Below are 26,874 nucleotides of genomic sequence, written 5' to 3'. Positions count from 1 at the left end.
ATTGTTTCAGATTTGAAACCAGCCTGTGCCTATCCTGAGCTTTATACTGCAAATCCGCGCGAAATTGCCAATGTAATATTTCCACATGGAAATTAACCGTATATAGTGAGCATATTGCTTTAACGCATTATTGAGCGCACTTCCTTAGTCGGATTGAACTGAATTCGACCTCGGTCCAGCGCATCCGCACGCATTGCCAATGATCGCTTGACCAGGCTCTATCATGCATCCCTCTACGACCCAGACATCGAAGCACACCAGGCCAACTGGTCAGGACGTGTGGCGTGGTATGGCAGAGGTGGCGACGCATTTGGTGATTGCCCAGCTCGACGCATTTTCTGCCCGCTTGGCCAATGCCTTGCTGGCGCTGTCGGAACACAGCGCGGATTCGCGTCAAGCTAATTTAAGTTTTCATGCCGGTCAGAGTTTGAAAAAAAATACCTATGCATTTTTTCACTTGGCGGCATTGGAACTCGAGCACGGTTTGCGCGCCGAAATCACGCGCTTGCTGGCCCCGGTAGAGGCGGCGGTGGACCTTGAAGACGCCGATTTTTGCTTGGTCAGTTATGCCGAGATGGATAAGAAACTCGCGCTCGGCCGCGTCAGTCGCAGTCTCGAGCTCGACTGCGCGCAGCAGTACGCGGCGCTGACCATGCGCTTGTCGCATGTGCTCGAGCGCGAAACTCTGAGCATTGCGCACAACCCGTTTCGTCCCGATGTGTTTTTGAATTTGCTGTATCTGGCTTGGTGCAAGTTTGATACGGAAACGGATAGCCATGATTTGATATTGCCGCTGCTGCGCAGCGATATTTTATTTGATCTTGAACCCATCATTGAGGCACTCAATGGCTACTTGGTCGAGCAGGGAATTTTGCCCGACTTGCAACAGTCATATCGAATTCATCGCAGTCGCAGCACTACACCGGCGCCTGATGCCGACCCGAGCAGTGTAACCGAGCACAGTTCGGCAGCTCGACCGATAGGCACAGCGCAGCGCCAGATCTTACGGAACTTTCTCGCCGCCGGCACTGACGCGGCAGCGGGCACAGCAGCGCTGCATGAGGCTGGTACAGCACAGCTGCCGGCAGCACTGTTACAGCGTTTGAATGAATTCCAGCGCAGCGTCAAATTGACGCACATGCTCAACGAAGCCGATCAGGTGTTACGCCTTTCGCAAGTACAAGAGCAGCTTGCCGAGCACATGGGCACGGGTGTGGAAAAACATAGCTTGGATTTGTTGTCGCAGGTCTTTGAGCATGTTTTGCAGAATCCGAGCATGCCGGCCGCAGTCAAACAATTGATTTCCAGCTTGCAGGTGCCGGTGCTCAAAGCGGCCCTGATCGACCAAGAATTTTTCTTCAATGAGCATCATCCGGCACGTCGTTTGATCGAACTGTTGTCGCGCTACAGTCCGGCTGTGGCGCATGCTGGGGCGCGCCAAGAACCCTTGTATACTGCCATGCAGCGCAATGTCGCGCGCGTGGCGCAAGAATTCGATCAGGAAGTATCGCTGTTCGATGAAGTCGTCAATGATTTGGAAGCCTTCATCGCCGAGCAGGAAAAAGCACATGTCGCGGCGCTTGAGGTGCCGATACAAAAAGCGCTGCGCAAAGAAAAAATCAAGCAAGCCAATCTGATTGCCACGCAAGAAGTTGCCCTGCGCGTCGGCAGTGGTGAGGTGGTGGCCTTCATCGAAACCTTTCTCGAAAACCGCTGGACCAAGGTGCTGACGCTCGCTTACAGCGTGAAGGAAGAGAAGCCGCACGCGGTGACCGATGCCATCAAAACCATGGATGAATTGATCTGGAGTGTGAAACCGAAGATCAGTCTGGCCCAGCGGCAGGAATTGCTGCAGCGTTTGCCAGCGATTTTGGCGCGCTTGAATAAGTGGCTGAGCCTGATCAAGTGGGAAGATGCCGACCGCATACGCTTCTTTGCCGAGCTGGCCGAATGCCATGCTTCGATCGTGCGTGCGCCCTTGGATTTGACGCCCGAACGTCAGCTAGAACTGGCTATGGAGGCGGCGCAACATGCGGCCGAGCGCAGGCTGGAAAGACGCGTCCAAGAGGAGCAGGCGGCACTCGGCGTGCCAGTCGTGGAAGCCGATCAATGGCCAGAACTGGTGCAGCGGCTCGAACGTGGTGTCTGGTTGGCCTTTTCCATTACTGCCGAGGCACCGGCGCTCAAGCTCAGATTGGCTTGGGTCAGTCCGATGCGCAGCTTGTATATTTTGACGGCCAGCGAAAAAGGTAAAAGTTTTTCGGTGCCGGCGCAAGAACTGGAACAAGCGTTTCGCCAACAACGCGCCAGTATCCTGCAGCTTGATCAGTTGATCGACCGTGCTCTGGTCGTGGCCGCCGAAGAGCTGGCCTGAGTCTTGCCGCGCGCTTATTCATAGGCGCTCAAGCGTTTCTGTTCCAGTACCGTGAAATACCGATCGCGCAGTGCCTGCACGGAGAGTTGTTGCGCCGTGCTGTCATCGGCTGTGCCACGCAATTGCGCGCGTTGCTCTTGATAAGTATGTATCCGTGTTTGCCAGTCGACGGTCTCGCGATCGAGCTCGGCCAAGCGGTTCGCCGCTTCTGGCGACCAGCTTGCCGCACGCAGACGATATACCTCATCTTCACTGCCACCTTGGGCACGTAATTGCTGTGCCTGTTGCTCCATTCGCAGCACTTGATACGGTGCCTCACGTGCGGCGCGCAGGGCCGGCGACACAGCTTGGTCGAGGCGTGCCAGGGCGAGCTGGCGCTGTTCTGCCGTCAGGCTGGCATCTTGGTTCAGTGCCAGCCGTGCCAAGGCATCACTATCATAGTCATCGTCCAAGCCGAATAGTGCGCGGTTTTCCGTCGCGCTGAAAAATTGCCCACGTAAGTGCTGCATGTTTTGCCATTTTTTTTGTAAGCCGGACAGCATGGACGGAGCGACCAGGCTGCCGGGAAGTGCTTGCTCAAGCGCCGGCAAGGCTTGTTTGTAAAGTAAATAGCGTCGCAACAGTTCGCGTGCTTGTTGTGCTGCCCGCGCTGCCAGCCGTTCATCGAGCGCCAGTCCGATGGCGTGGCTGATTGCGGGCAGGCTTTGTTCGCCGCTACTTGCCAGGTAATAATCGAATAAGCGGCGTAACTCGGCCGTGACCAGTAAATCGCCGTCGCTGCCTTGCTGCGCCTTGCCATCGACGCTGGTGCCGAGCAAGGACTTGGCCACTGTCGGTGGCGTCAAGTGCAGCGTGCTTGCCGGGCTATCTTGGCGCAGCCATAGCCATAGCGATAGCAGGGCGAGCATCAGACCTGCGGCAGCGCACAGGGCGAACAGGAGGGGGCGGCGGTTCATCGTTGTACTCGGCAGGCGGCTTACAGCCCGCTGTTTTTCAAACGGTTGGCGTGTTGCCGATATACGGTGACCGGATTGGTTTCGAAAATATTCACCAAGCCCAGAGTTTGATTGACTTCATCGAGATGGTTCATGCCGTAATCGTCGCGGATGACTTGACCCAAATGGCTGGAACAACTGCTGACCAAGCCATCATTTTTTTCGCCTTTGAAGGCCAGAGAAGTCAAGCTTAATGCGGCATCGGAGATATCGAGAAAATTCGTCGCCGGCTGCGCGCCGCTCCAAGAATAGTAGGCCACGCCATTGACGTGGTAAGCGCCTTCGCCGCAGGCGCTGGTTGGAATGCCTTCCGGGTGGGCCAGATTGAATTTGAGCGAGCCGGCGGTGCTGAGTGAAGCGGCCGCTGCCAAAGCGTTTTGTGACAGCGTCGGTTGGCCCGAGAGGAAGCTGATCAGACGCGCCAAGCCATTGCTGACCGATGCCAGCACGATATTGCTGAAGGAAGCGCTCGGCGCCACCTGTAGCAGAATGTCGGCCACCGCCGAACCGCGATTGACCCCACCAACCGAGCTGACCGAAGCGATCAGGTCAGGACGTACTGACGCGACATAACGGGCGGTCGGGCCGCCATGGCTGTGGCCAATCAAATTGACTTTGGCCGCACCGGTAGCGGCGAGAATTTGTTTAACCTGAAGCAGTAACTGTTCGCCGCGCACTTCGCTGCTGTTAGCCGCTGCAACTTGGGTAATGAATACTTGAGCGCCGTCGCTGCGCAGCGCCGCTGGAATGCCGTAAAAATATTCGACCGGGCCGATGTTGTCGAAGCCGAACAAGCCGTGCACCAGCACGATAGGATAGCGCGTGGCGGTATAGCCGCTGGCGTAGGCGGGCAAGGGAAACAGTGCGCACAGCAAGAAGATGGCGAGAATTTTTTTGAGTAAGATAGAGTGCATAGTGAGCCTTTTAAAAAACGTTTTAACGGCATGCAGGAGAAAAAAGCGGGCGCTTTGTTGATCGCGCCCATGCAGCTTAGGTTTCTCTGCATGGCGAAGGCAAGTTGCTGTGCAGCATAGTGGTGCAGTAAAAAAATGCAATTCGTCGGAATTTAATTCGCTTTTTTTGCCAAAAATTGTTTGTTTGCTGGGGATGCTTGAGCTTTGCCATATTTTGTTGCGGTGCGAAAAAAGCCAATTAGATGAATGTACCTAAATGATTTACTCTGTTGTATTCGGTGCCATCGCGATACAGCCTTAGCGCGGCGCGAGATTTTGTCGTTACATAGACGTCGCGATTGATGAATCAGAATGGTTTCAGGTATAATTCTCGGCTCTGTCCAAAATTTCCTCTTCAAGGCGTTTGATCGTTTGAATTTTCGCGTGGACTGAAACCCCGCGCGGAAACAGGTTTTTGTGGATTCTTTCTCTCTTAGGTTGGTGCAAATTAATTTGGGGGGTGGGGATGTCCGATCTGGCTTCTTTGTCTACACTCGCGCGTTCTGACGCGCAACTTCCGGTGCAAGTATATTTTGATGAAACGCTGTTACAGCGCGAAATCAAAGATTTGTTCCAAGCCGGCCCACGCTATGTCGGCCATGCATTGATGGTGCCTGAAGTTGGCGATTACGCCACGCTGGCCGCCGAAAATGAAGGTCGCATGCTGGTCCGCAGTGCTCACGGTATTGAGCTCATGTCTAACGTTTGCCGGCACCGGCAAGCGCTGATGTTCAATGGCCGCGGCAATGCCAAACAAATCGTCTGTCCGCTGCATCGCTGGACCTATGACCTCACAGGTGAGTTGATCGGCGCGCCGCATTTCGCCGATACACCTTGTCTGCATCTCAAGCGCACGCCGCTGCAGAATTGGAACGGCTTATTGTTCGAGCAAAACGGTTACAACGTCATGGAACGCATGGGCCAACTCAGTGTGACGCGTGAGCTCGATTTCAGCGGCTATTTGCTCGATCATGTCGAAGTGCATGAATGCGCTTACAACTGGAAAACCTTCATCGAAGTGTATCTGGAAGATTATCACGTCGAGCCGTTTCATCCCGGCTTGGGCAGCTTCGTTGCCTGTGATGATTTGCGCTGGGAATTCGGCGAAGATTACAGCGTGCAAACGGTCGGTGTGGCCAATGGTTTGCTCAAATCGGGTTCGGAAACTTATCGCCGCTGGCAAGAACAGGTGCTGCAATACCGTCAAGGCGAAGCACCGAAATACGGTGCCATTTGGTTGACCTTGTATCCCAACATCATGGTTGAGTGGTATCCGCATGTGTTGGTGGTCTCGACCTTATGGCCCACTGCAACCGGCAAGACGCGCAACGTGGTCGAGTTTTACTATCCCGAAGAAATCGTGCTGTTTGAGCGCGAGTTCATCGAGGCCGAACGCGCCGCCTACATGGAAACTTGTGTCGAAGATGATGAAATCGGCGCGCGCATGGATGCCGGTCGGCGTGCTTTGTTGGCGCGCGGTGAAAACGAAGTTGGCCCTTACCAATCGCCGATGGAAGATGGCATGCAGCATTTTCATGAATGGTACCGACGTCGTATGGCGTTGTAACAAAGGAGGCCGCGGCCTCCTTATTTTTTGCTGGTTTTTTTTAGAGGTCATAGTTTCCCATGCAATCGCTCTGGATGTTGGTCGCGAGTTTCTTATTTTCCATCATGGGGGTCGGTGTCAAACTGGCGTCTGCCCATTTTTCGGTGGCGGAAATCGTTGCCTGCCGCGGCATCATCGGCATGCTGACACTAGGGCTGTGGATACGCTGGCACGGCGGCACGCTGCGCACCAGCATGGCGGCGCATCATCTGTGGCGCGGTGCGGTGGGGGTGGCGGCATTGTGGCTGTGGTTTTACGCGATTTCGCAATTGCCACTGGCAATGGCGGTCACACTCAATTACATGTCACCGATCTGGATCGCTGCGATTTTATTGGTTTTGGCTTGGCGGCGACGCGAGCGTGGCTTCGATCCGCGCTTGATCGCGGCGATACTGTGCGGTTTCGGCGGGGTCGTGCTGCTGCTGCGCCCCAGCATCCATGCCGATCAATTGTTCGGTGGCGTACTGGCTTTATTTTCCGGCATGCTGGCCGCTTTGGCGTATTTGCAAGTGCGAGAAATGGGCTTGCGCGGTGAGCCGGAATACCGTGTGGTGTTTTATTTCTCGCTCACTTGCGCCATGGCCGGCTTAGTTGGCAGCGTGCTGATGCCGACACAGCAGGCATCACTGCTGACGCACTGGCGCAGCATCGATCTGCACGGGGTGGGTTTGCTGGTACTGATAGGCTTAACGGCCACGAGCGCGCAAATCGCCATGACGCGTGCCTATCGTTTAGGCAACACTTTGTTGACTGCCAATTTGCAATATGCCGGCATTGTCTTTTCCAGCGTCTGGGATGTCTTGCTTTGGCATGATAGCTTGGCACCCTTGAGCTGGCTCGGCATTGCCGTGATCGTCTTGAGCGGATTGGCGGCGACGTTCTATAATAGTCGCATTGCGGCCGCCTCCGCGGCAGCTTCTCCCGTCAGCTAAAGGACCCGTCCATCATGTACACCACGCTTATCAGTGCCGCCGAATTGGCGGCGCACATAGACAGTGCGCAGTTAGTGTTGCTCGATTGTCGCCACGATTTACTCGACCTCGGTGCCGGCGCGCGCGCTTACGCCGGCGGCCATTTGCCGCACGCACAATTTGTCGACCTTGACGTTTGCTTGTCAGCAGAAAAAATCGGCCCGGACGGCGTTTTTCGCGGTCGCCATCCTTTGCCCGATAAGTTAGCCTTTATCGAGACCTTGCGCGGTTTCGGCATTCACCCAGACAGCCAAGTCGTCGCCTATGATGCGCATGGCGGTATGTTTGCCGCGCGCTTATGGTGGATGTTGCGCTGGGTTGGGCATGCCGGCGTGGCCGTGCTCGATGGCGGTGTGCCGGCTTGGGTGGCGCAAGGCTTGCCCTTGACCGCAGCGCTGCCAGCACCGCGTCGCGGCAACATCGAATTGCAAACGGCCACTACTACGCAAGTCGATGCCGCTGCCGTACTGGCCAATATCGACAGTGCTGCACGCGTGTTGGTAGATGCGCGCGCGCCCGACCGTTACCGCGGCGAGAATGAAACCATGGACCCGGTCGGCGGCCATATTCCCGGTGCGCAGAATCGATTTTTTAAAGACAATCTGCAGAGCGACGGTCGTTTTAAACCGGCACCGCAATTGCGGCAGGAATGGGATGCGCTGTTGGCTGGTCGCGCCGCCATCATGCAATGTGGTTCCGGCGTGACGGCTTGCCATAATTTGTTGGCGCTGGAAGTTGCCGGCTTGCCCGGTGCCGCCCTGTATCCGGGTTCTTGGAGCGAATGGTGTGCCGACCCGGCGCGTCCGGTGGCGCGTACCGTGTAGTGAAACCCATGGCCGCAGCACTGATGCGGCCATGGGTTTGTACTCAGTGGTGACCTGTCACCAGCACCACCAAGGCGATGCCGACACCGATGAGTATAATTTGCGGGATGGTTTCGCGCAGGGTGGCGCGGCGCTGCATTTGCGGCATCAGATCGCTGACGGCGATATAGATGAAGCCCGACGAGGCAAACACCAGCACATACGGAATCATCTCGCTGGCATGGGCCAGCGTGAAATACCCGAGTACGCCGCCAAGCACGCCCATCATGCTGCAGGCCAGGTTGTACATGTAGGCGCGCAAACGGCTGAAGCCGGCATTGAGCAACACGATGAAATCACCGATTTCGGTTGGAATTTCGTGGGCGATGATGGCGAAGGCGGTAACGAAACCGAGTTCCGGATTGGCCAGAAAGGCTGCCGCGATCAGGATGCCATCGGTAAAGTTATGCATGCCATCGCCAACCAAAATCATCCAACCGGCTTTGCCGGCGGCGTGGGCATCATGGCCGTGTTCGTGCTGATGGCCGTCGCCCTCATGATGATGCGAGTGGCGCAGGATGGCGAATTTTTCGAGTAAGAAAAACGCCATTAAGCCCGCCAACAGACAGGCAAACAGAGTATGCGGATCAGCGTGCGATTCAAATGCCTCGGGCAAGGCATGCAAGAGCGAGGTCGAAAGCATGATGCCGACCGACAGGCTGACCATGCGTTCTACCATTTTAGTCAACAGTGAAAACGAGAAAATCGCCGCAGCGGAAATGCTGATCACGCCGGCCAAGGCGGTGGTGATCAGGATAGAAAGCAGAGTGGAGTGAATTTTTGCACCTCAGAGTATTTGCAACCAAGTTGCAAATTAAAACATAACGCCGCGATTTGTGCAAATCCGGCGTGATGTTTTCTCTCTCAGACGCCGTGCTGGCGCAACCAAGTCAAGCTGCGTTGCCAGCCATCGATGGCTTCGGGCGCACTGTAACCAGGGCGGTAATCGGCATGGAAGGCGTGGCCGGCCTGTTCATACACATGAAATTCTGAGCCACTGTGACCCTTGGTCAAGGCGCTTTCCATTTGCCGCACGCTGTCTAAGGAAATACCGCTGTCTTTGCCGCCGTACAAGCCCAGTACCGGGCTGCGCAAGCTCGCCGCGATATCGATAGGATGTTGCGGCGAGAGTTCGTTGACCGGGCCGCTGAGACGGCCATACCACGCCACCCCGGCCTTGATGCGCGGATTGTGTGCGGCATACAGCCAAGTGATGCGGCCACCCCAACAAAAGCCATTGATACCAACCCGTTCCAAGTCGCCGCCATGCTGCCCGGCCCAGACCAGTACCGCATCGAGATCTTGCATGACTTGGGCATCGGGCACTTTCGATACCACTTCTTTCATTAATTCGGCGATACCGGCATAACTGCCGGCGTCGCCTTGGCGTATCAATAATTCCGGGGCCAGCGCCAGATAGCCGAGTTTGGCGTAGCGACGGGCGACGTCGGCGATATGTTCATGGACGCCGAAAATTTCTGAAATCACTAAGATGACCGGCAAATTGCTCTTGCCTTCAGGCTGGGCGCGATAGACCGGCACGGTTTGACCGTTGATGCTGAGCTCGACCCGTCCGGCCAGCAAACCGACGCTATCGGTGTGGATCATGGTTTGCGCGCTGATTGGCAAGGTCGCGGCGGCAAAGCCGACCCCGACTGCAGTTTGAATGAAATTACGTCGATTCATCGGGCTAGCTTCGTCGGTATGACCGGTCAGGCTGTTGAAGTCGGGGTGTAGCGGCATGCTTACTCCATCTGGGTTGGCAAAATGCGGGGCGCAACGGGTGTTGCCCACTGAATCTTAGCTGGAAATGGCGCTGCCTGCACGCCATGTAGTCACGCTCAGCGCGCACGATTGTTAACCGCAGCGTAAAGCTGTTGTGACCGTGGTGACGATATTATTCAACGATAGCTGAAAATCATTTCATCTGACAACACAACAGATAGCTGCAGTTCCTATCGTAATATCAGCCGATAGCAAAGCTTGTGCGAAATAGACATGCATATTTGCCGGCGATTTTAAAAACGAGAAGGAGACAAGATGGTGTGGAGTCAGGTGTACGACCCCTTGGGGAATATTTGGTTGTCGGCCTTAATGGCCGCGATACCGGTGGTGGTGATGCTAGGCTGTATAGCATTTGGACATATGAAAGCCCACTACGCGGCTGGCCTGGGCTTGGCCAGCGCCTTGCTGGTGGCGATACTCGGTTTCGGCATGCCGGCCGGCTTGGCCTGGAGTGCCGCCGGTTATGGCGCGGCTTACGGTTTGCTGCCGATCGGTTGGATTGTTCTCAACATCATTTTCTTGCACCAACTGACGATAGAAAACGGTTCCTTTACAGTCTTGCAAGACAGTTTGACCGGGATTACCGAAGATAGACGGATTCAGTTGCTGTTGATCGCCTTTTGTTTCGGCGCTTTCTTTGAAGGCGCAGCGGGCTTCGGCACACCGGTAGCGGTAACGGCGGCCATCATGATCGGTCTTGGATTTTCACCGCTGGCGGCGTCGGGCTTATGTCTGATCGCCAATACTGCACCGGTCGCCTATGGCGCACTGGGCACCCCAGTGATCGCTCTGGCAGCCGTGACCGGACTCGACTTGATGGAATTGTCGGGCATGATAGGTCGCATTCTTCCTTTATTCTCGCTCATCGTGCCATTTTGGTTGATCTGGGCCTTTGCCGGTTGGCGCGGCATGCTGCAGATTTGGCCGGCTATTCTGGTCGCTGGTTTGAGTTTTTCGATTCCGCAGTACTTGGTCTCGAATTTCCATGGCCCATGGTTGGTCGATGTGGTGGCGGCCCTGATTTCCATGATCAGCTTGATTTTGTTCTTGAAGGTGTGGAAACCGAAAAAAATCTGGACTTCGACTTCGCTCAAAGGGCATGAAACGGATTCCGGCGTGCCTGATCTCGAGAGCGAAAAACCACACGGCCATGAAGCCGATGTTGCCGCCGCATTGTTTCAAAAACATGATGGCCGCGCACTGGTGTTGGCGTGGATGCCGTGGGTCGTGTTGACGGTGCTGGTGTTTATCTGGGGCATACCGCAATTCAAAGTTTGGGCTGATCATCTGTCCATCCTCAAGTTGCCGGTAACGGGTTTGCATAATTTGGTACAGAAGGTGGCACCGGTGGTTGTCAGCCCACATGCCGAACCGGCCGTGTATGTGTTGAACTGGCTCTCGGCCACCGGCAGCGGTATTTTCATCGCTGGTATTCTGAGCGGCTGGTTGATGAAGTACCGACTCGTCGATTTGGTCAAAATCTATTTCCGCACGATTTGGCTGGTTCGTTACTCGCTGCTGACTATCGTCCTCATGCTGGCGCTCGGTTATCTGACCCGTTACTCCGGCACCGATGCCACGCTCGGTATCGTGTTTGCCCATACCGGCATGCTCTATCCTATCTTCGGCACCTTACTCGGTTGGATGGGCGTGGCACTGACGGGTTCGGATACGGCCGCCAATGTGCTCTTCGGCGGTTTGCAAAAAACCACGGCCGAGCAGTTGGGCCTCAACCCTATCCTGATGGCGTCGGCCAACAGTGCCGGTGGCGTGATGGGTAAGATGGTCGATGCCCAAAGCATCGTCGTGGCCAGTACCGCCACGCGTTGGTATGGCCATGAAGACAGTATTCTGCGCTTCGTGTTCTTTCACAGTTTAGCCTTGGCCGTGCTGGTCGGCTTGTTCGTGTTCTTGCTGGCCTATGTGCCACCGTTTACGGCGCTGGTGCATTGATACTTGCTTGAGAGAAAAAAGCCTGGCCGTTGCGAAACGGCCAGGCTTTTTTGCATCTAGGGAAGCGCAGATTTAATCGCTGTGGAATTGTCCGTTGCCAATGAGGATGCAATGCAAGGCGCCTTTCACTGTCAATAGCGAGCTATTGACAGTGAAAGGCAACGCAGCAGTGCGCCTCAGTGGCGACGGACAAACCGCTTGGATTAAATCTGCGCTTCCCTAGCGCAGGCTTCATGCGGCAAGCTCAATGAGAAAGTGACTTCGCTTTAGAAATGTCATTGATCGTGTGGTGAATTTCGCTAAAATTTTTTATGGAACCGTTTTGTTGATTGTCTTTGTATACCTTTTCATATATATTCAACTATGTTTACTAATGAAAAACCCTTGCAATGGATAGGGAGCAGTTATAAAGATCTGCTGGCTTTACCTGATGATGTAAGGCAATTTTTCGGCTTTGCTTTGTCGCTGGCCCAAGCAGGTGATCGGCATGAAGCCGCTAAAGTGCTCAAGGGTTTTGGTGGTACCGGCGTGCTTGAAGTGATAGCCCACGATGTGGGCGGCACCTACCGCGCCGTCTACACTGTCAAGTTTGCGCAGACCGTGTTTGTTCTGCATTGTTTTCAAAAGAAAAGTAAAAGCGGGATCAGCACGCCGAAGGAAGACATGGACATTATCCACGCGCGGCTGAAAATTGCCGAAGCGTATATAAAGGAGTTGAGAAAATGAAAAGTCAATTGACAGATGGCGTTGCAGTGCATCGTGGTTCTGACAACGTGTTTGCTGACCTTGGCCTGCCTGATGCAGACAAGCTCAAGATCAAAACTGGCTTGCTGATTGAAATCAGGAAAGCCATGAAAAACCTTGGTCTGACTCAAAAAGATGCGGCCAAAAGAATGGGTATCACCCAACCTAAAGTGTCTGACATGATGCGCGGCGACTTCAGCAATCTGTCCGAGCGCAAGCTGATGGATTGCTTGACGCGGCTGGGCTATGATATTGAAATCAAAGTCAGGCCTGCCAAGGCTGAAATTGGGCATTTATTGCTGGCAATGGCTTAATATTTGATCAAAAATCTGACTAGGGTTTGAAACCCCGGCCTTCAGAGGCTGTCGCAAAAGCCTGATGGAATCTTTTTACATCTGAAACACCGCCTACCTCGTCATTTCCGCATGCTGCAACCTCGTCATTCCCGCATGCTTTTGGCGGGAACCCAGTGTCGTTTTCAGCGCTGAAAACACGATCATATCTGGCATTTTCAGTTAAGCACGAACGCCGCTGGGTTCCTGCTAAAAGCGCGCAGGAAGGACGTGGCCACCAGTTGGGATAATGACACCGACTCAATACCCTTTTGCGACAGCCTCTTTAGGGCGGGGAGGATGTCAATTCGGCGTCAAATAAAACGCATCCGGCAACTGCGCACCAGCCGTGGTGCTGCGTACATTGCCCTTGCAATTAGTGAGCAAGACCTTGAGCGTCGGGCCGCCGAGTTCCAACATTACCTGACGGCAGGCCCCGCACGGTGCGATCGGGCCGTCGGTATCACCGGTGACCGCGATGGCGGCAAAATCGCCGGGCCGGCAGCCGGCTGCGACGGCGGCAAACAAAGCCGTGCGTTCAGCGCAATTGCACAAACCGTAAGAGGCATTCTCGACATTGCAACCATGGAAGACGCGGCCGTCTTTGCTCAGCACGGCGGCACCGACCAAGAACTTCGAATACGGTGCATAGGCATGTAAGCGTGCGCTGTGCGCTGCCTGCAACAACTCATTGTCGGTCATTTTTTTACTCCCAGTTCGCGCAAACGCTCTTGTAAATAACTGCCCGAAGTATGCCGTTCCGACAGCACCACGTCCGGTCGCGGATGCAAAAACAAGGGCAGCGAAATGCGCGACTGCGTCGCTGCCGCACCGCTGGGATTGAGCACGCGATGGATGGTCGACGGGTAGTAACCCTGCGAGGCTTCGTCGAGCATATCGCCGATATTCACGATCAGCATACCGAAGTCGCACGGCACATCATGCCAGGCTTGATCCTTGCCGAGCACTTGCAAGCCGGCTTGGGTCGCCGCCGGCAGCACGGTCAGCAGATTGATATCGCCATGGGCCGCGGCGCGCACGGCATCGGCGTCTTCATCGCCACGCAGCGGCGGGTAGTGCAAGACGCGCAGCAGGGTGAGCTCGCTGTCGCTGATCATGTCCGACAAAGGCATCGAATACTTGGCCTTGATCTCGGCCGGGCTATGCTGTTCCACCCATTGCAGCAGTTCGGCAGCCAGAGTCGAGCCGGCTTGGTAATACTCGCGCGCGGCGTTGGATACTTCGGCCGGCAGCCGGCCCCATGGGTAGATATGGTAAAACTCTTTGAGGTCGCGCTTGGTATAACCCTTGGCGGTTTCCGACACCTGCGGTGAAAAATAGCCATCCATTTTTTCTGCATCGAAGGGATAGTTCAGTTTCGCATCCGACTGAAAAAAATCATACCATTCGCGATAAATCGTTTCGAGCAGGCTGCTCGACAAGGGGTGATTGGTCAGTACGCCGAAGCCGGTTTGGTGCAGGCTTTCGGTGAATTTTTTGGCGGCATCGGGGTCGCGGTAATCTACCGGAACAATAAACATGTCAACTCCTCAGGCGGATAGCGGCGCGCGCAGCCAGTCGGCTGCCAGCGTGCGGTCAATCAGTCGCGCACAGGCTGCGGCATCGACCGTCATGCAGACGCGGGTTTCGGCTTTGTCCGCTTCCCAACCGGCTTGCGGATACGGAATCGGCAATTTCGCCAGCATGGTTTGGCCATTGCCTATGCCTGCTGTGGCGACGCGCACGCGGCCTGAGGCAGTGCCGAACATTTCCGGCGCGACCAGCCAAACGAAGGCCAAAACATCATGACCATAGCAAGCGTGGCCGAGGTCGGGACGGATACTCTGGTAAAAACTGGCGTAAAAATTGACGGCGTGAGCGAGCGTATCCATGGCGATATGATTATGCTGTTTCGCCAGCGCGGCGAAAAAACTCGCTGGCAAGACCACGCGGTGGGTGACGTCGAGGCCGACCATAGTTAAATCCCAACCGGCCGTAAATACCAGATCAGCAGCATCGGGATCGTTCCAGACATTCGCTTCCGCGACCGGCGAAACATTGCCCGGTTCATCGACCGTACCGGCCATCAACACGACTTGCTTGAGCAATTGCGGCAGACGTGGCTCCAGTTTCAGTGCCAGCCCGAGATTGCCAAGCGGGCCGACCGCCACCAAGCTGATTTCCCCCGGATATTGACGCGCCATGGCGACAATGAATTCGGCCGCGCTGTGCGCTTCTGCCGTACCGCCGACGTCTATCCGTTGTGGTAAATTGCCGAGGCCATCGGCCCCGTGTATGAAATCAGGCGGGCTGCCGGCAGCTTTGGCGAAGGGAATCGCGACGCCTTGCGCGACCGGAATCGTGCGTCCGGCGATGCGGGTCAGATACAGGGCATTGATGGTCGCTTGTTCAACATGTACATTGCCGAAGGTCGTCGTGATACCGACCACCTCGATATCGGGATGGGCCAAGGCAAAGTATAAGGCCATGGCATCGTCGACGCCCGGATCAGTATCAAAAATGACTTTGTGTTTTGCTTGCATGAGTGTGCTCCAAACGAGAAAGCTCCGGCCATTCAACAGAACCCGGATGCTTCATTTTTCAGGCCCGGTTCAAGGAGGCCACGAACAACAAAGATGTGCAGTTCAGCGTGACTTCACAAACGGCACGCCGATGGCTTTTGGTGCTATCGATTTCGCCATGAACCCGGCCAGCACGATTACCGTTACCAAATACGGAATCATTTGTATCAAGGAACCGGGAATTTTTCCGATGCCGGGGAAGATCACCCCTTCGATCTGTACCTGCAGCGCCGCGAAAAAGCCGAACATCAAGCAGCCCAGCGCAGTGTACAGTGGCCGCCAATTCCCGAACACCAAGGCTGTCAGCGCCAGGTAGCCATTTCCGGCTGACATATCGCGCAGGAAAAAACCGCTTTGCACAATAGATAAGTAAGCGCCCGAAAATGCACACAGTACACCGGCACACAGCATGGCCAGATAGCGCGTGCGTTCGACATGGATGCCGGCGGCGTCGGCCGCATGTGGGTTTTCACCGACGGCGCGCAGACGCAGACCAAAGCGGCTGTGATACAGCACCCAGTGCACCAGCGGCACCAGGGCAAAGGCCAGATACACCAAAATATTATGGCCACCGATGAGCTTGGTATACAACCAAGCCAGGCCGGGAATGGCGGCCACGGCATCTGAGCCGGGCAGCGTCAGATCGAACAGGCGGGCATTGCCGAGATCAGGGGTGCGCCCACCTTGCATGAAAAAGAATTGTGCCAGCACGAAGCTCAGGCCACTGAGCGCGATATTGAGGGCGATACCGGCGACGAGTTGATTACCCTTTTGCGTGATACTGACAAAACCCTGCAACAGCGCCACCGCCACCGAGGCGGCGACACCGGCAAGTATGCCCAGCCAAGGATTCTGCGTGACATAGGCTACCGCCGCTGAGACGAAGGCCGCGGCCAACATCTTGCCCTCCAAAGCCAGATCGACCACGCCGCTGCGTTCGGCGAACAGGCCGGCCATGGCCGCGAACATCAGCACCGGGGCATTGCGGATGGTTGCCACCAAAATGCTGGAAAATTGAAAGTCATCGAACATCATGGTTCCTTGGACGAAGTAGCAGCCGACAGCAAGCGCGACAGCAGCGGGGCATACAGATTTTCCATCGCGCCGCAAAACAGGATGATCAAACCCTGAATGAAAATAAAGGTTTCCGGCGGAATCGCCGGTTTTTCCAGCGATAAATCAAAGCCACCCTGTATCAGTGCACCGAACAGTATCGATGACAGCAGGATGCCGAGTGGACGTTGCCGCCCCATGAGGGCAATGGCGATGCCGATGAAACCGGCCCCGGCCGGGAAATTGAGATTGAGATAATGGGTCGAGCCCATCACTGAATTCACCGCGGCCAAGCCGGCCAAGGCACCCGAAATCAGCATCGCCGTGATGACCGTGCGCGAGAGTGAGATGCCGGCATAGTGCGCGGCGTGGGCATTGAGTCCGGCGGCACGCAATTGATAACCCCAACTGCTACGCCATACCGCCAGACCGTACACAGCCAGCGCCAACAGGGCCAGAATAAAACTGATGTTGAGCGGGGTTTCACCGAGCACTGGCAGCAGCGTATTGAGCTTGGGTAGCCATGCGCTGGCGGCGAACATACGGCTGGCGGTATTTTGCTGCCCGTCGGGAATCAAGAAACTGACGATCAAATAATTCATCAAGCAAGCGGCAATAAAATTGAACATGATGGTCGTGACCACCACATGACTGCCGCGCTTGGCTTGCAAATAGCCGGGCAAAAAAGCCCAGGCCGCACCAAACGCGGCACTGCCGAGCAGCGCCAGCGGAATCAGCAGCACGGCCGGCAAATACGCGTCGAGCGCCAGGATCACCAGAGTCAGACCGAGGCCGCCGATATACATCTGGCCTTCGCTGCCGATGTTGAACAAGCCCGCTTGCATGGCCACCGACACCGACAGACCGGTAAAAATAAAGGTGGCGGCATAAAACAAGGTGTAACCGAGACCTTCCGGGTTGAGCAAGGCCGCATCGACCAGAATCTGCAGCGATTCGAGCGGGCTTTCACCGAGCAGCCAGATGACACCTGCGGCCACCAGCATGGCCGAGAGCAGATTGAGCAGTGGCAGCACAAAAGCGCTGGCCCAACGGGGTAGATCGGCTTGATTCATCGTTGATTACTTGGTTAAGGTCGCGTCATAAAAATGAGTTCAGTGGGTCGGCATCAATGCTTATGCAAGCCGCCCATCAACAAGCCGATGCGTGTGGCATCGAATTCTTGCACCGGCAATTCGCCGGTAATGCTGCCGCCCGACATGACCAAGATACGATCGGCCAAGGCGCGAACTTCTTCGAGTTCCACCGACACCAGCAAAATCGCACAGCCGGCATCACGCATGGCCAGCAAGCGTGCATGCAGACTCTCGATGGTGCCGATATCGACGCCGCGCGTCGGTTGACCTACCAGCATGAGCACCGGCGCGGCGGCGATTTCGCGCGCCATCACCAGCTTTTGCTGATTCCCGCCTGAGAGCAAGGCGATGCGTAAATCTGGGTCAGCCGGCCGGACGTCGAATTCGCTGATCAAGCGGCGGCAGTGTTGTTGCAAAGCCGGCAGATCGAGCCAGCCGAAACGTCCGGCCAATTTGGCTTGATAGCCGAGAAAGCTGTTCATCAAGACGGAAAAATTTTTCACCACGGCGTCACGCAGACGATCTTCCGGCACATGGGCAATCCCGCGTGCGCGGTACAGCGCCGGCAAGCCATCGGCATCGCGCCGTCCGGCATACGGCAAAACTTGATCTTGCAGGCGCAGGCTGCCACTGCCAGGCAAGCGCATACCGCTCAATACTTCCAGCAATTCGCTCTGGCCATTGCCGGATACGCCGGCGATCGCCAGAATTTCTCCGGCGCGCAAATCAAAATTCAAGTTCTTCAATACTTGCACGCTCTGCGAATTGTACAGCGACAAATCACGCACCTCGAGTACCGTGGCACCGGGCGCATAGGCTTGCCGTGGCAAATGCGTTTGTATCGGCCGCCCAACTATCAGTTCGGCCAATTGTTCCTTGCTGGTGTGCGCCGTGGCCAGCGTGTCGACCACTGCGCCGGCACGCATGACGGTGACTTGGTCGGTGATGTCGATGATTTCTTGTAACTTATGGGTGATCAGAACGATGGTCTTGCCCTGCTCCTTGAACAAACGCAGAACCGCGAACAGCGAAGCGGTTTCTTGCACCGTCAGCACCGCCGTCGGTTCATCGAGAATCAGAATCTGTGCACTGCGGTAAATTTGCTTGAGAATTTCTACCCGTTGCTGTACCCCGACCGATAAATCTTCAATCTTCGCCAGCGGATCGACCTCAAGCGCGTAGTGTTGGCAAATTTCGCGCAGCCGCGCTTCGACCACCTTGCGTTGCGGTGCCAAGCGCAGGCCACCCTCGCTGCCGAGCATGACATTGTCGAGCACGGTCATATTGTCGACCAGCATGAAGTGCTGATGTACCATGCCTATGCCCAGCCGTATCGCTGCTTGGCTGGTGGGAATCGGCTGCGCCACCCCATTGATCAGAATTTGTCCACTGTCGGCACGCGTATAGCCGTACAGGATACTCATGAGTGTCGATTTGCCGGCACCATTTTCACCGATCACGCCGTGAATCGAGCCGGGCGCGATGGCAAAGCTGACCTCGCGATTCGCCTGCACCGCGCCGTAGCGCTTGGAAATGTGCTGAAATTCTACGGCTGGCTGCATACGTTGGGGCGGTTTAGTTTTCGAAATAAGACGTGGCGAAGGGTGGCTGCGGTGTCAGACCGGGCACTTGTTGGCATCGCGGAAATCGATGACTTTCACCTTGCCGCTGATAATATCCTGCTTGGCCGCATTGACCCGTTTTTCCACTTCGGCACTGACGACGCTGCGATTGTCTTTATCCAGCGCCCAATCGATACTGCCTTCTTTCAGACCCTTGTTACTCAGGCCCGCGCTCCAGTTACCATTTTTCATGGCCATGAAATTATCGTAGATGACGATGTCGACGCGTTTCACCATGGAAGTCAGCATATTGCCAGGATGCAGGTAATTCTGATTCGAATCGACGCCGATGCCAAGCTTGCCTTTTTCTTTAATCGCTTGCAAGGCCCCCATACCGCTGCCGCCGGCGGCGGCGAAAATCACATCGACGCCGCGATCGATCTGCGCGCGTGCCAGTTCGCCGCCTTTGGCCGGATCATTCCACGCCGATGGTGTGGTACCGACCATATTTTGTACGATCTCAATCTTACTGTCGCTGGCCTTGATGCCCTGCGCATAGCCACAGGCGAAATTGCGGATCAGTGGAATATCCATGCCGCCGATGAAACCGAGTTTTTTGCTTTTACTGGCAGCAGCAGCAGCCACACCGACCAAATACGAACCTTCCTGTTCCTTGAACAACACCGAGCTGACATTGTCACCCTTGGCGACGCCATCGATGACCAGGAATTTCGTATTCGGGAATTCTTTGGCGACATTCTGTACCGCCTGTGCCTGAGCAAAACCGATCGCCGCAATCAGATCGACATGTTTGCGCGCCAGATTGCGCAAGACTTGTTCCGCCTGCGTATCGCTGGCTACCTGAATTTCCAAGTAATTGATCTTGGTTTCTTTCTTGAAACGCTCCGCACCTTCGGAGGCCGATTGATTGAAGGATTTGTCGAACTTGCCACCGGCATCGTAAATCACCGCCAGCTTGGGATCGGCGGCCTGAGCAGTGCCGGCAGCGAGCAATACGGACAGACAAATTTGCTTGAGTTTCATGAAAGTTCCCGGTTCAAAGATCGTGAGTGAATCGCTTGCAGCGACATCCATACGCCAGTCTGCTAGATGGAGCTGAGCAGCTTACTGCGCTGAGTCATAAATTCCACCACCGCTTGCTGTTGCGGAATCGAAGTTTGCGCACCCAATTGGGTGACCGTCAAGGCGGCCGCGTATTGCGCCTGTGTGCAGGCGTCAAATACAGTCAAGCCACTGGCCAGTCCTACCGCAAACGCACCGACAAAGGTGTCGCCTGCGGCAGTGGTATCGACTACATCGACGGTAATGGCAGCGAGGAAGCGGGTGCCGTTGAGTTCGCTGAGCACAGTGCCATCGCCACCCATGGTCAGAATCACACAGCCTGCGCCCATTTGCAAGAGCGCTTGCGCTGCCGCTGCGGCACTCTCGGCCGAGCAGACGGCGACGCCGCTTAATTGCGTGGCTTCGGTTTCATTGAGTATTAAATAATCGACTTGTTTGAGCAAAGCGCCGTTCAAGGCTTGTGCCGGTGCCGGATTGAGTATCACCGGCACGCCGGCGGCGTGGGCGATTTCGATGGCGCGCGTGACGCTGGGCAGCGGCGTTTCCAATTGGCAGATCAATAAATTGGCAGCGCTGATCGCGGCACGGCCATGCTCGACCTGCGTCACACTGAGAGTGGCGTTGGCACCGGCAGCGATGACGATACTGTTGTTACCATCATCGGCGACTAAAATACCAGCCACGCCGGTGGCGATGCCATCGACGGTGGTCAGATGGGTCAGGTCTATGCCTTCGGCCGCCAGACAGTGGCGCGAAAACTCACCGAAGCCATCGGCCCCGACGGCACCGATAAACTGTACCTGCGCGCCTTGACGTGCAGCGGCGACGGCTTGGTTGGCACCTTTGCCCCCCGGTATTTGGTGGAACTCGCGGCCTTGCAGGGTTTCTCCGATGGCCGGCATACGCGGCGTGCGGAACACCAAGTCCATATTGACGCTGCCGACTACTGTAATGCTTGGCTTCATAATGCAGTTTCCGCTGTAAAAAGTGCTGCGCAATCGTTTGCGCAATCGATTTCGTATTTAACTATGGGCTTAACCGGCAGTCAAGCCCATTCTTGTATTCGCGCGGTTTTGTGGGTGATTCGAAACGTCGGGCTGGCCGAGCAGTGCGCTGACACCCACGGCGTCAGGGATAAAAAATACTGACGTGATAGCCGGCTGCTTTGAGTTTGGGTAAAGAAAAGTAGATTTTAAAATTCTGTTCCGAGCCGCCGACAAAACCTTTTTCGAGCAAGGCGCGCTCGCTTAAGTAGTCGCTCGGCATAAATGCTTTTTGCAAGACCGCGCGGTCTTTCTCATCATTGAGCACCAATTCCACCACCGGCCAAGCTTGCACAGTACTGGCGTGGTTTTGCAGTTGCATGGAGAGTGAGAAGACTCGGCCTTCCGGGGTAATCGACTGCAATTCATTCGATTCTATGCTCAGTTGTTCTATTTGCGCTGGCCACGGCAGTTGGCACTGTAATAACTGGCAGACTTGCAGCAAAGGAGTACGCAGTTCGGGGAAGTTGGCGGCCAGCGGCACGCGCGTGAGGTAGAGTAGTTGCGCCAGTAAGAGCGGCAGCAACAGCAGGCAAGACACGATACCAAGCAGACGTAACAGACGTGAACGCCGTTGCGCGCGTTCGGCTTGCCGCACGAAATCGGGCTTATCTTGGTCGTCCTCAGCCAATTCCTCGTCCTCGTCGAGTTCGGCGGCCGAGATTTGTTCGTCAAGCAGGCCATCGTCGAGATACGGTTCGTGTGTGCTTTCGGCTTCCGAGATCACCAGCGGGCTTGGCCAGGTCATTGCCGGCGGCTCAAGCGAATCAAGCGAATCAAGCGAATCAAGCGAATCAAGCGAATCAAGTGGCTCAATTGTCTCGAGCAGCTCATCGGCCTGACTCGTGGCGTCGAGCGCGACTTCGTCGCCCAAGTCGAAGTCCAGCATGTTACTTGGCACGACTGGCGTGATTGCAGCGTCAGGAATAAGCGGAGCAACAGGAATAAGGGGAGTAATAGGTGTGGCAAGAACCGGCTCAGCAACAGGAACCGGCTCAGCAGCGCCAGCACTGTCGAGGGCAATCAGATGCTCGACGCCATTGAAAGTCTGCCGACACGAACCGCAGCGCACCAAGCCGGCGTGCAGCTTCAATTGGTCGTTAGCGACCTTGAACGCCGTATTACAGTGCGGGCAACGGGTCGCCAGAGCCATGGTTTCAGTCGGCCAATTTACCCGAGAGAGCGACCCAGCCTTCGTGCTCTGCCCAGACAGTCAATGTAATGAACGGTGCATACGCAGCCGCCACTTCTTCGGCTTGACGCGCCAGCACGCCGGAGAGTATCAGCGCGCCACCAGCGGCCACGCGGCCAGCCAGCATCGGTGCCATCACCTTGAGCGGACTCGAGAGAATATTGGCGACGACGACGTCGAACTTTTCGCCGGTCGGGTGGGCGCTGCCGAATGCTGCCGGTAAGGCAAAATCGATCGCGCAGTGATTGCGCTCGGCATTGAACTGCGCCGATTCAATCGCCTGCGGATCGATGTCCACGCCATACACCTTAGCGGCACCGAGTTTGTCGGCCACCATGGCGAGAATACCGGAACCACAACCGTAGTCGAGTACCGTCAGATTTTTCGGCGCATGCGCTTCCAACCATTCCATGCACAATTTGGTAGTCGGGTGACTGCCGGTGCCAAAGGCCAAGCCCGGATCGAGTTCGAGTATCAATGCGCTCGGTTCCGGCGCATCATGCCAGCTCGGTACTACCCAAATATTTTTGCCGATATGGATGGGCGCAAATTGTGATTGCGTCAAACGTACCCAGTCTTGCTCTGCCACGGCGCGTGTCAAGAAAGCCGGAGCCGGTGCCAAACCGATGGCCGCTGCGGCGCTGGCCAGCAGGGCGGCGGCATCGCTGTCGACATCGGCCAGTGCTACCACGCGGCTGCGATCCCAGGCGGCTTCTTCGGGTTCCATGCCCGGTTCACCGAACAAGGGCTTTTCATCTTCCGTACCTTCGTCCGCATCTTCCACCGACACCGACAAGGCACCGGCGTCCATCAGGGCATCCGACAGACTTTCCGCATGGGAACGGGCAACTTCGATGACAATTTCTATCCAGGCCATAATTTGCTTCTTTCGTGCCGGCCCGAGTGCGTCATACTGCGCCCGGGCCTTGTTGTCGATGTATTAATTAATTATTTATTTAATTACTTGGTTTTTTTGGCCAGATCCGGCATATCGGCCAGCTTATGCTCGAGGTAATGAATATTCGTACCGCCTTCGATAAAGCGGGCATCGATCATCAATTCGCGATGCAAAGGGATATTGGTTTGTATGCCTTCGACCACCATTTCCGACAGCGCGATCTGCATGCGACGAATCGCCTGATCCCGCGTTTCGCCGTAGGAAATCACTTTGCCTATCATGGAATCATAATTCGGCGGCACGTAGTAACCGGCATAGGCATGCGAATCGACGCGAATACCAGGGCCGCCCGGCGTATGCCACGAGGTGATGCGACCTGGCGAAGGCGTGAACTTGAACGGATCTTCCGCATTGATGCGGCATTCTATCGAGTGACCACGAATCGTGATGTCACTTTGCTTGAAGCGCAATTTCTCATTGAAAGCGATGCGAATTTGTTCTTGCACGATATCAACGCCGGTGATCATTTCCGTGACCGGATGTTCAACCTGAACCCGCGTATTCATCTCGATGAAATAGAATTCGCCGCCTTCATACAAAAACTCAAAGGTGCCGGCACCACGGTAGCCGATTTTCCGACAGGCCGCGGCACAGCGGTCGCCAACTTTTTCGATCAATTTGCGTGGGATGCCCGGTGCCGGTGCTTCTTCGATGACTTTTTGGTGCCGTCTTTGCATCGAGCAATCGCGCTCACCGAGCCAGATGGCATTGCCATGCTGATCGGCCAGAATCTGAATTTCCACATGACGCGGATTTTCCAGAAACTTTTCCATATACACTTCCGGATTGCCGAAAGCGGCGCCGGCTTCGGCCTTGGTCATGGCAACGGCATTGATCAAGGCGGCTTCGGTATGTACCACGCGCATGCCGCGCCCACCACCGCCACCGGCGGCTTTGATGATGACTGGATAGCCAACTTTGCGGGCGGTTTGCACGATCACTTTCGGATCATCGGGCAAAGCGCCTTCGGAGCCGGGTACGCAAGGTACGCCGGCGGCGATCATTGCATGCTTGGCCGATACTTTATCGCCCATCAAGCGTATCGATTCGGCGCGCGGGCCGATGAACACAAAGCCCGATTGTTCGACGCGTTCGGCGAAGTCAGCGTTTTCCGACAAGAAACCATAGCCAGGATGAATCGCCTGCGCATCGGTGACTTCAGCGGCGCTGATAATGGCGGGCATACTCAGATAGCTGAGGTTCGATGGTGCAGGGCCAATACACACCGATTCATCGGCGAGTTTGACGTACTTGGCTTCGCGGTCCGCTTCGGAATGCACGACCACGGTTTTGATACCCATTTCGCGGCAAGCGCGCTGGATACGCAGCGCGATTTCACCACGATTGGCGATAAGAATTTTTTCAAACATGATTGGACTTTGCTGTGGCAATAGTTGCAGCTCTTGGTGCTCAGATGTTAAGCACGCTAGCCTGGATTAGCCAATGATGAACAATGGTTGGCCGTATTCAACAGGCTGACCGTTTTCAACCAAGATTTGCTTGATCGCGCCATCGAAATCGCTTTCGATTTCATTCAATAATTTCATTGCTTCAATGATGCAAAGGGTGTCGCCCTTGGCAATGTGTTTGCCGATTTCGGCAAACGGAGGGGAGCCTGGTGAAGCGGAACGGTAGAAGGTGCCGACCATAGGTGACTTGACAATATGGCCTTCAGGAACAGCCGGAACCACGGCGGCCGGTACGGCGGCGGGGGCTGGTGCGGCTTGCGCATGAGGCTGTTGCTGCATCATGACGACTTGATTCTGGGGTAATGTGGAAGATTTAACGATGCGAACTTTACCTTCACCTTCGGTTACTTCAAGTTCGGCGATATCCGATTCTGCAACGAGATCGATCAGGGTCTTGAGTTTTCTTAAATCCATGTGGAATCCCCTTAAAAAAAGTAGTACTGAGTGATAGGAAGCGCGCAATATAGAACGAATTCACCATTCTTGCAATGCCGCCCAAACTTGGATTATACATCAAAATAAATGATGATTATACGGAATTGGCAGATGATAGCCGAATTTAGAGGTTTTTTAAGGAAAAATCCAGTGCCATGCGGTAGCCATCGCTGCCGAAGCCGCAAATCACGCCCTTGGCAATTGCAGACAGGAAAGAATGATGGCGGAAACTTTCGCGGGCATGAACATTGGAAATATGCACCTCAATGAAGGGGATCGCCACCCCGGCCAAGGCATCGCGCAAGGCTACGCTGGTATGGGTGAGCCCACCCGGATTGATGATGATGACATCGATCTGCTGCTCGCGTGCAGCATGGATGCGATCAATCAATGCACCTTCATGATTGCTCTGGAAGCAAACCAAGTTGGCGCCGGCCTGCGCCGCTTGCGCCTGTGCGGCTGCTTCGATATCGGCCAGTGTGACGGCACCGTAGGTGGCCGGCTCTCGCTGACCGAGCAAATTCAGATTGGGGCCGTTGAGCAGCAGCAGTTTGCTTGCCATAGTCGATTCTAATTTGACGAAGATGGCCGCATTTTGCCGTTAATGCGGGCAAATTGGCAAGGAAAATCCACTTACTTGGCTTTTTCCGCAGAAAATTTGGTGATGTCGGCGCGTAATTCCGCCATCTTCAGGCGTCCGAGATAGGTCTTCACCACTTTACCTGTGCCATTGATCAGTACGGTAAACGGTAAGCCGCCGGCTTGATTCCCCAGCGCTCGCGAGAGTTCACTGCCATCGATGCCAGCCACATAAACCGGGTAGCTGACCGGGTGTTTTTTAGTAAATTCGGCGATATTGCTCGGACTATCGATACCCAGCCCGATGATTTGGCTATTGGTGCCTTGCAACTCTTTTTGTAAGGCCGACAGTTCCGGCATTTCTTGTACGCAGGGCGTGCACCAGGTAGCCCAAAAATTGACCACCAAAAAATGCTTGTTCCATTGGCTCAGGCTGTGCGGCTTACCCTCACTGTCGGGTAAGCTTTTCGCCAGCAATTGGCGTACCGCAGTAGCTTGCGGCGTTTCCGCTTGCGCCGCTATATTCCCGGCGTAAATGCCTAGTCCGCCGCCGAGTAGGGCGACCAAGGTGGTGACAGCAATCCAGCGTTTATTTATCATCATGTTCCTCTGCTGCCGCGAGCAGCGTAGTCAGTGCGGTCAAATTGGCGCGTTCCTGAGTTTTTCCTTGGCGCAGGGCATCGTGATCATGCAGCACCAGATGCACGCCTTCATTTTCAAACATGAAACTCAGCGTTTCCACGCTGTCATTGCGTTTGGTAAAAGTTTCCGAGACCTCGAAATCTATATTTTTGTTCAACAAGTCGATGGCGACGTCTTTATTATTGTCAGTATATAAATGCAAATAAATATCAGAGTGATTGCCCGCCGTGCCGTTGAGTACGGCGCCGACCAAATACGGCTGGAAACGGGCAAACTGTTCCATCAAACGCAAGGCCAACTTCCGTAAGTGTAACAAACGCTGGGCTTGGGTGTCGCCAAAGAATACGCTTTGGTATTCGCGCACCTCTTGCTCAATCTGCGTATTATCGGGCAAGTAATCGCCCTTGATCTTTTGATTGCCAAGCAATTGTTTGGCCGCCTTGCGCTTGGCGCTGGCATAGTCGGCGCCGTCTTCGGCGATCATGCGCGCCGCCAGCATCGCGATTTCAGCGCGCAGCGCCTCGGCTTCGTTGGGAGTGTGAATCATCATGCCGGCATCATAACTCAAGATCTGCTTAGTGACATGGCGCAGCACTCAGGTAGAAT

Annotated in this window: 26 protein-coding genes; 7 read left to right on the top strand and 19 right to left on the bottom strand. The window is 55.3% G+C overall.

Translation table 11 applies throughout. The features are described from left to right. The first annotated feature begins 223 nt into the window (after positions 1–223). Positions 224–2,374: a DUF1631 family protein gene (locus RHM61_RS03115; protein ID WP_322249673.1), complete on the top strand. Its 2,151-nt coding sequence runs from the start codon at positions 224–226 to the stop codon at positions 2,372–2,374. A 14-nt stretch (positions 2,375–2,388) separates the two neighbouring features. Here RHM61_RS03115 and RHM61_RS03110 read toward each other — a convergent pair whose 3' ends face one another. Further along, complete coding sequence (locus RHM61_RS03110; protein ID WP_322249672.1) at positions 2,389–3,330, bottom strand: lipase secretion chaperone; 942 nt, start codon at positions 3,328–3,330, stop codon at positions 2,389–2,391. A gap of 20 nt (positions 3,331–3,350) precedes the next feature. After that, a complete protein-coding gene (locus tag RHM61_RS03105; RefSeq protein WP_322249671.1) occupies positions 3,351–4,283 on the bottom strand; it encodes a triacylglycerol lipase in 933 nt (310 codons plus the stop codon). A gap of 505 nt (positions 4,284–4,788) precedes the next feature. Here RHM61_RS03105 and RHM61_RS03100 point away from each other — a divergent pair. From RHM61_RS03100 to RHM61_RS03090, 3 genes are read left to right on the top strand one after another with little or no spacing between them, the layout of a single operon-like run. Beyond that, a complete protein-coding gene (locus RHM61_RS03100) occupies positions 4,789–5,889 on the top strand; it encodes an aromatic ring-hydroxylating dioxygenase subunit alpha (protein ID WP_322249670.1) in 1,101 nt (366 codons plus the stop codon). Between the two features lie 59 nt (positions 5,890–5,948). Continuing rightward, on the top strand, positions 5,949–6,860 hold the full coding sequence (locus tag RHM61_RS03095; protein WP_322249669.1) for a DMT family transporter: 912 nt from the start codon (positions 5,949–5,951) through the stop codon (positions 6,858–6,860). Between the two features lie 14 nt (positions 6,861–6,874). Then, the gene (locus tag RHM61_RS03090; RefSeq protein WP_322249668.1) at positions 6,875–7,723 is read left to right on the top strand and encodes a sulfurtransferase; all 849 of its coding nucleotides are present in this window, start codon (positions 6,875–6,877) and stop codon (positions 7,721–7,723) included. A 43-nt stretch (positions 7,724–7,766) separates the two neighbouring features. Here the strand turns inward: RHM61_RS03090 and RHM61_RS03085 are convergent, their stop codons facing one another. After that, positions 7,767–8,492: a ZIP family metal transporter gene (locus RHM61_RS03085; protein ID WP_416200210.1), complete on the bottom strand. Its 726-nt coding sequence runs from the start codon at positions 8,490–8,492 to the stop codon at positions 7,767–7,769. 134 nt (positions 8,493–8,626) lie between these two features. Continuing rightward, on the bottom strand, positions 8,627–9,505 hold the full coding sequence (locus RHM61_RS03080; protein ID WP_322249666.1) for a dienelactone hydrolase family protein: 879 nt from the start codon (positions 9,503–9,505) through the stop codon (positions 8,627–8,629). A 297-nt stretch (positions 9,506–9,802) separates the two neighbouring features. On the opposite strand from RHM61_RS03080, the gene RHM61_RS03075 reads away from it, so the two are divergent. From RHM61_RS03075 to RHM61_RS03065, 3 genes are all read left to right on the top strand, one after another. After that, entirely contained in the window at positions 9,803–11,500 is a 1,698-nt protein-coding gene (locus RHM61_RS03075) for an L-lactate permease (protein ID WP_322249665.1), read from the top strand. Between the two features lie 363 nt (positions 11,501–11,863). Further along, complete coding sequence (locus RHM61_RS03070; protein ID WP_322249664.1) at positions 11,864–12,226, top strand: type II toxin-antitoxin system RelE/ParE family toxin; 363 nt, start codon at positions 11,864–11,866, stop codon at positions 12,224–12,226. Then, positions 12,223–12,558 (top strand): helix-turn-helix transcriptional regulator, encoded by a 336-nt coding sequence (locus tag RHM61_RS03065; RefSeq protein WP_322249662.1) that lies wholly within the window; start codon positions 12,223–12,225, stop codon positions 12,556–12,558. The genes RHM61_RS03070 and RHM61_RS03065 overlap by 4 nt, the downstream gene beginning before the upstream one ends. 321 nt (positions 12,559–12,879) lie before the next feature. On the opposite strand, the gene RHM61_RS03060 is transcribed toward RHM61_RS03065, so the two are convergent. The 15 genes from RHM61_RS03060 to RHM61_RS02990 all read right to left on the bottom strand — a co-directional run bounded on the left by RHM61_RS03060 (position 12,880) and on the right by RHM61_RS02990 (position 26,818). Next, entirely contained in the window at positions 12,880–13,278 is a 399-nt protein-coding gene (locus RHM61_RS03060; protein WP_322249661.1) for a cytidine deaminase, read from the bottom strand. Beyond that, positions 13,275–14,117: a 2OG-Fe(II) oxygenase family protein gene (locus RHM61_RS03055; protein ID WP_322249660.1), complete on the bottom strand. Its 843-nt coding sequence runs from the start codon at positions 14,115–14,117 to the stop codon at positions 13,275–13,277. Before RHM61_RS03055 ends, RHM61_RS03060 begins: the two co-directional genes overlap by 4 nt. Positions 14,118–14,126: 9 nt before the next feature. Continuing rightward, positions 14,127–15,119, bottom strand: a complete 993-nt coding sequence (locus RHM61_RS03050) for a nucleoside hydrolase (protein WP_322249659.1) — start codon at positions 15,117–15,119, stop codon at positions 14,127–14,129. 102 nt (positions 15,120–15,221) lie between these two features. Continuing rightward, positions 15,222–16,193, bottom strand: a complete 972-nt coding sequence (locus RHM61_RS03045) for an ABC transporter permease (RefSeq protein WP_322249658.1) — start codon at positions 16,191–16,193, stop codon at positions 15,222–15,224. Then, complete coding sequence (locus RHM61_RS03040) at positions 16,190–17,284, bottom strand: ABC transporter permease (protein WP_322249657.1); 1,095 nt, start codon at positions 17,282–17,284, stop codon at positions 16,190–16,192. Before RHM61_RS03040 ends, RHM61_RS03045 begins: the two co-directional genes overlap by 4 nt. Before the next feature lie 53 nt (positions 17,285–17,337). Next, positions 17,338–18,867 (bottom strand): ABC transporter ATP-binding protein, encoded by a 1,530-nt coding sequence (locus tag RHM61_RS03035; protein ID WP_322249656.1) that lies wholly within the window; start codon positions 18,865–18,867, stop codon positions 17,338–17,340. Positions 18,868–18,921: 54 nt separating this feature from the next. Beyond that, a complete protein-coding gene (locus RHM61_RS03030) occupies positions 18,922–19,911 on the bottom strand; it encodes a BMP family ABC transporter substrate-binding protein (protein WP_322249655.1) in 990 nt (329 codons plus the stop codon). 62 nt (positions 19,912–19,973) lie between these two features. Further along, the gene (rbsK, locus tag RHM61_RS03025) at positions 19,974–20,915 is read right to left on the bottom strand and encodes a ribokinase (protein ID WP_322249654.1); all 942 of its coding nucleotides are present in this window, start codon (positions 20,913–20,915) and stop codon (positions 19,974–19,976) included. A 163-nt stretch (positions 20,916–21,078) separates the two neighbouring features. Then, the gene (locus RHM61_RS03020) at positions 21,079–22,146 is read right to left on the bottom strand and encodes a DUF3426 domain-containing protein (RefSeq protein ID WP_322249653.1); all 1,068 of its coding nucleotides are present in this window, start codon (positions 22,144–22,146) and stop codon (positions 21,079–21,081) included. 4 nt (positions 22,147–22,150) lie between these two features. Continuing rightward, a complete protein-coding gene (gene prmA, locus RHM61_RS03015; RefSeq protein WP_322249652.1) occupies positions 22,151–23,062 on the bottom strand; it encodes a 50S ribosomal protein L11 methyltransferase in 912 nt (303 codons plus the stop codon). 83 nt (positions 23,063–23,145) lie between these two features. After that, positions 23,146–24,513 (bottom strand): acetyl-CoA carboxylase biotin carboxylase subunit, encoded by a 1,368-nt coding sequence (gene accC / locus RHM61_RS03010; RefSeq protein ID WP_322249651.1) that lies wholly within the window; start codon positions 24,511–24,513, stop codon positions 23,146–23,148. 66 nt (positions 24,514–24,579) lie between these two features. Beyond that, on the bottom strand, positions 24,580–25,026 hold the full coding sequence (accB, locus tag RHM61_RS03005) for an acetyl-CoA carboxylase biotin carboxyl carrier protein (RefSeq protein WP_322249650.1): 447 nt from the start codon (positions 25,024–25,026) through the stop codon (positions 24,580–24,582). A 145-nt stretch (positions 25,027–25,171) separates the two neighbouring features. Then, on the bottom strand, positions 25,172–25,609 hold the full coding sequence (aroQ, locus tag RHM61_RS03000; protein ID WP_322249649.1) for a type II 3-dehydroquinate dehydratase: 438 nt from the start codon (positions 25,607–25,609) through the stop codon (positions 25,172–25,174). Between the two features lie 71 nt (positions 25,610–25,680). Further along, positions 25,681–26,229, bottom strand: coding sequence for a TlpA disulfide reductase family protein (locus RHM61_RS02995; RefSeq protein WP_322249648.1), 549 nt, complete (start codon positions 26,227–26,229; stop codon positions 25,681–25,683). After that, the gene (locus RHM61_RS02990) at positions 26,216–26,818 is read right to left on the bottom strand and encodes a hypothetical protein (RefSeq protein ID WP_322249647.1); all 603 of its coding nucleotides are present in this window, start codon (positions 26,816–26,818) and stop codon (positions 26,216–26,218) included. The genes RHM61_RS02995 and RHM61_RS02990 overlap by 14 nt, the downstream gene beginning before the upstream one ends. Between the last annotated feature and the right edge of the window lie 56 nt (positions 26,819–26,874).

The organism is Undibacterium sp. CCC3.4 (assembly GCF_034347425.1).
Classification (GTDB): domain Bacteria; phylum Pseudomonadota; class Gammaproteobacteria; order Burkholderiales; family Burkholderiaceae_D; genus Undibacterium.
The sequence above is the reverse complement of the archived record's forward strand: the minus strand, read 5'-3'. Positions and strand labels throughout refer to the sequence as shown.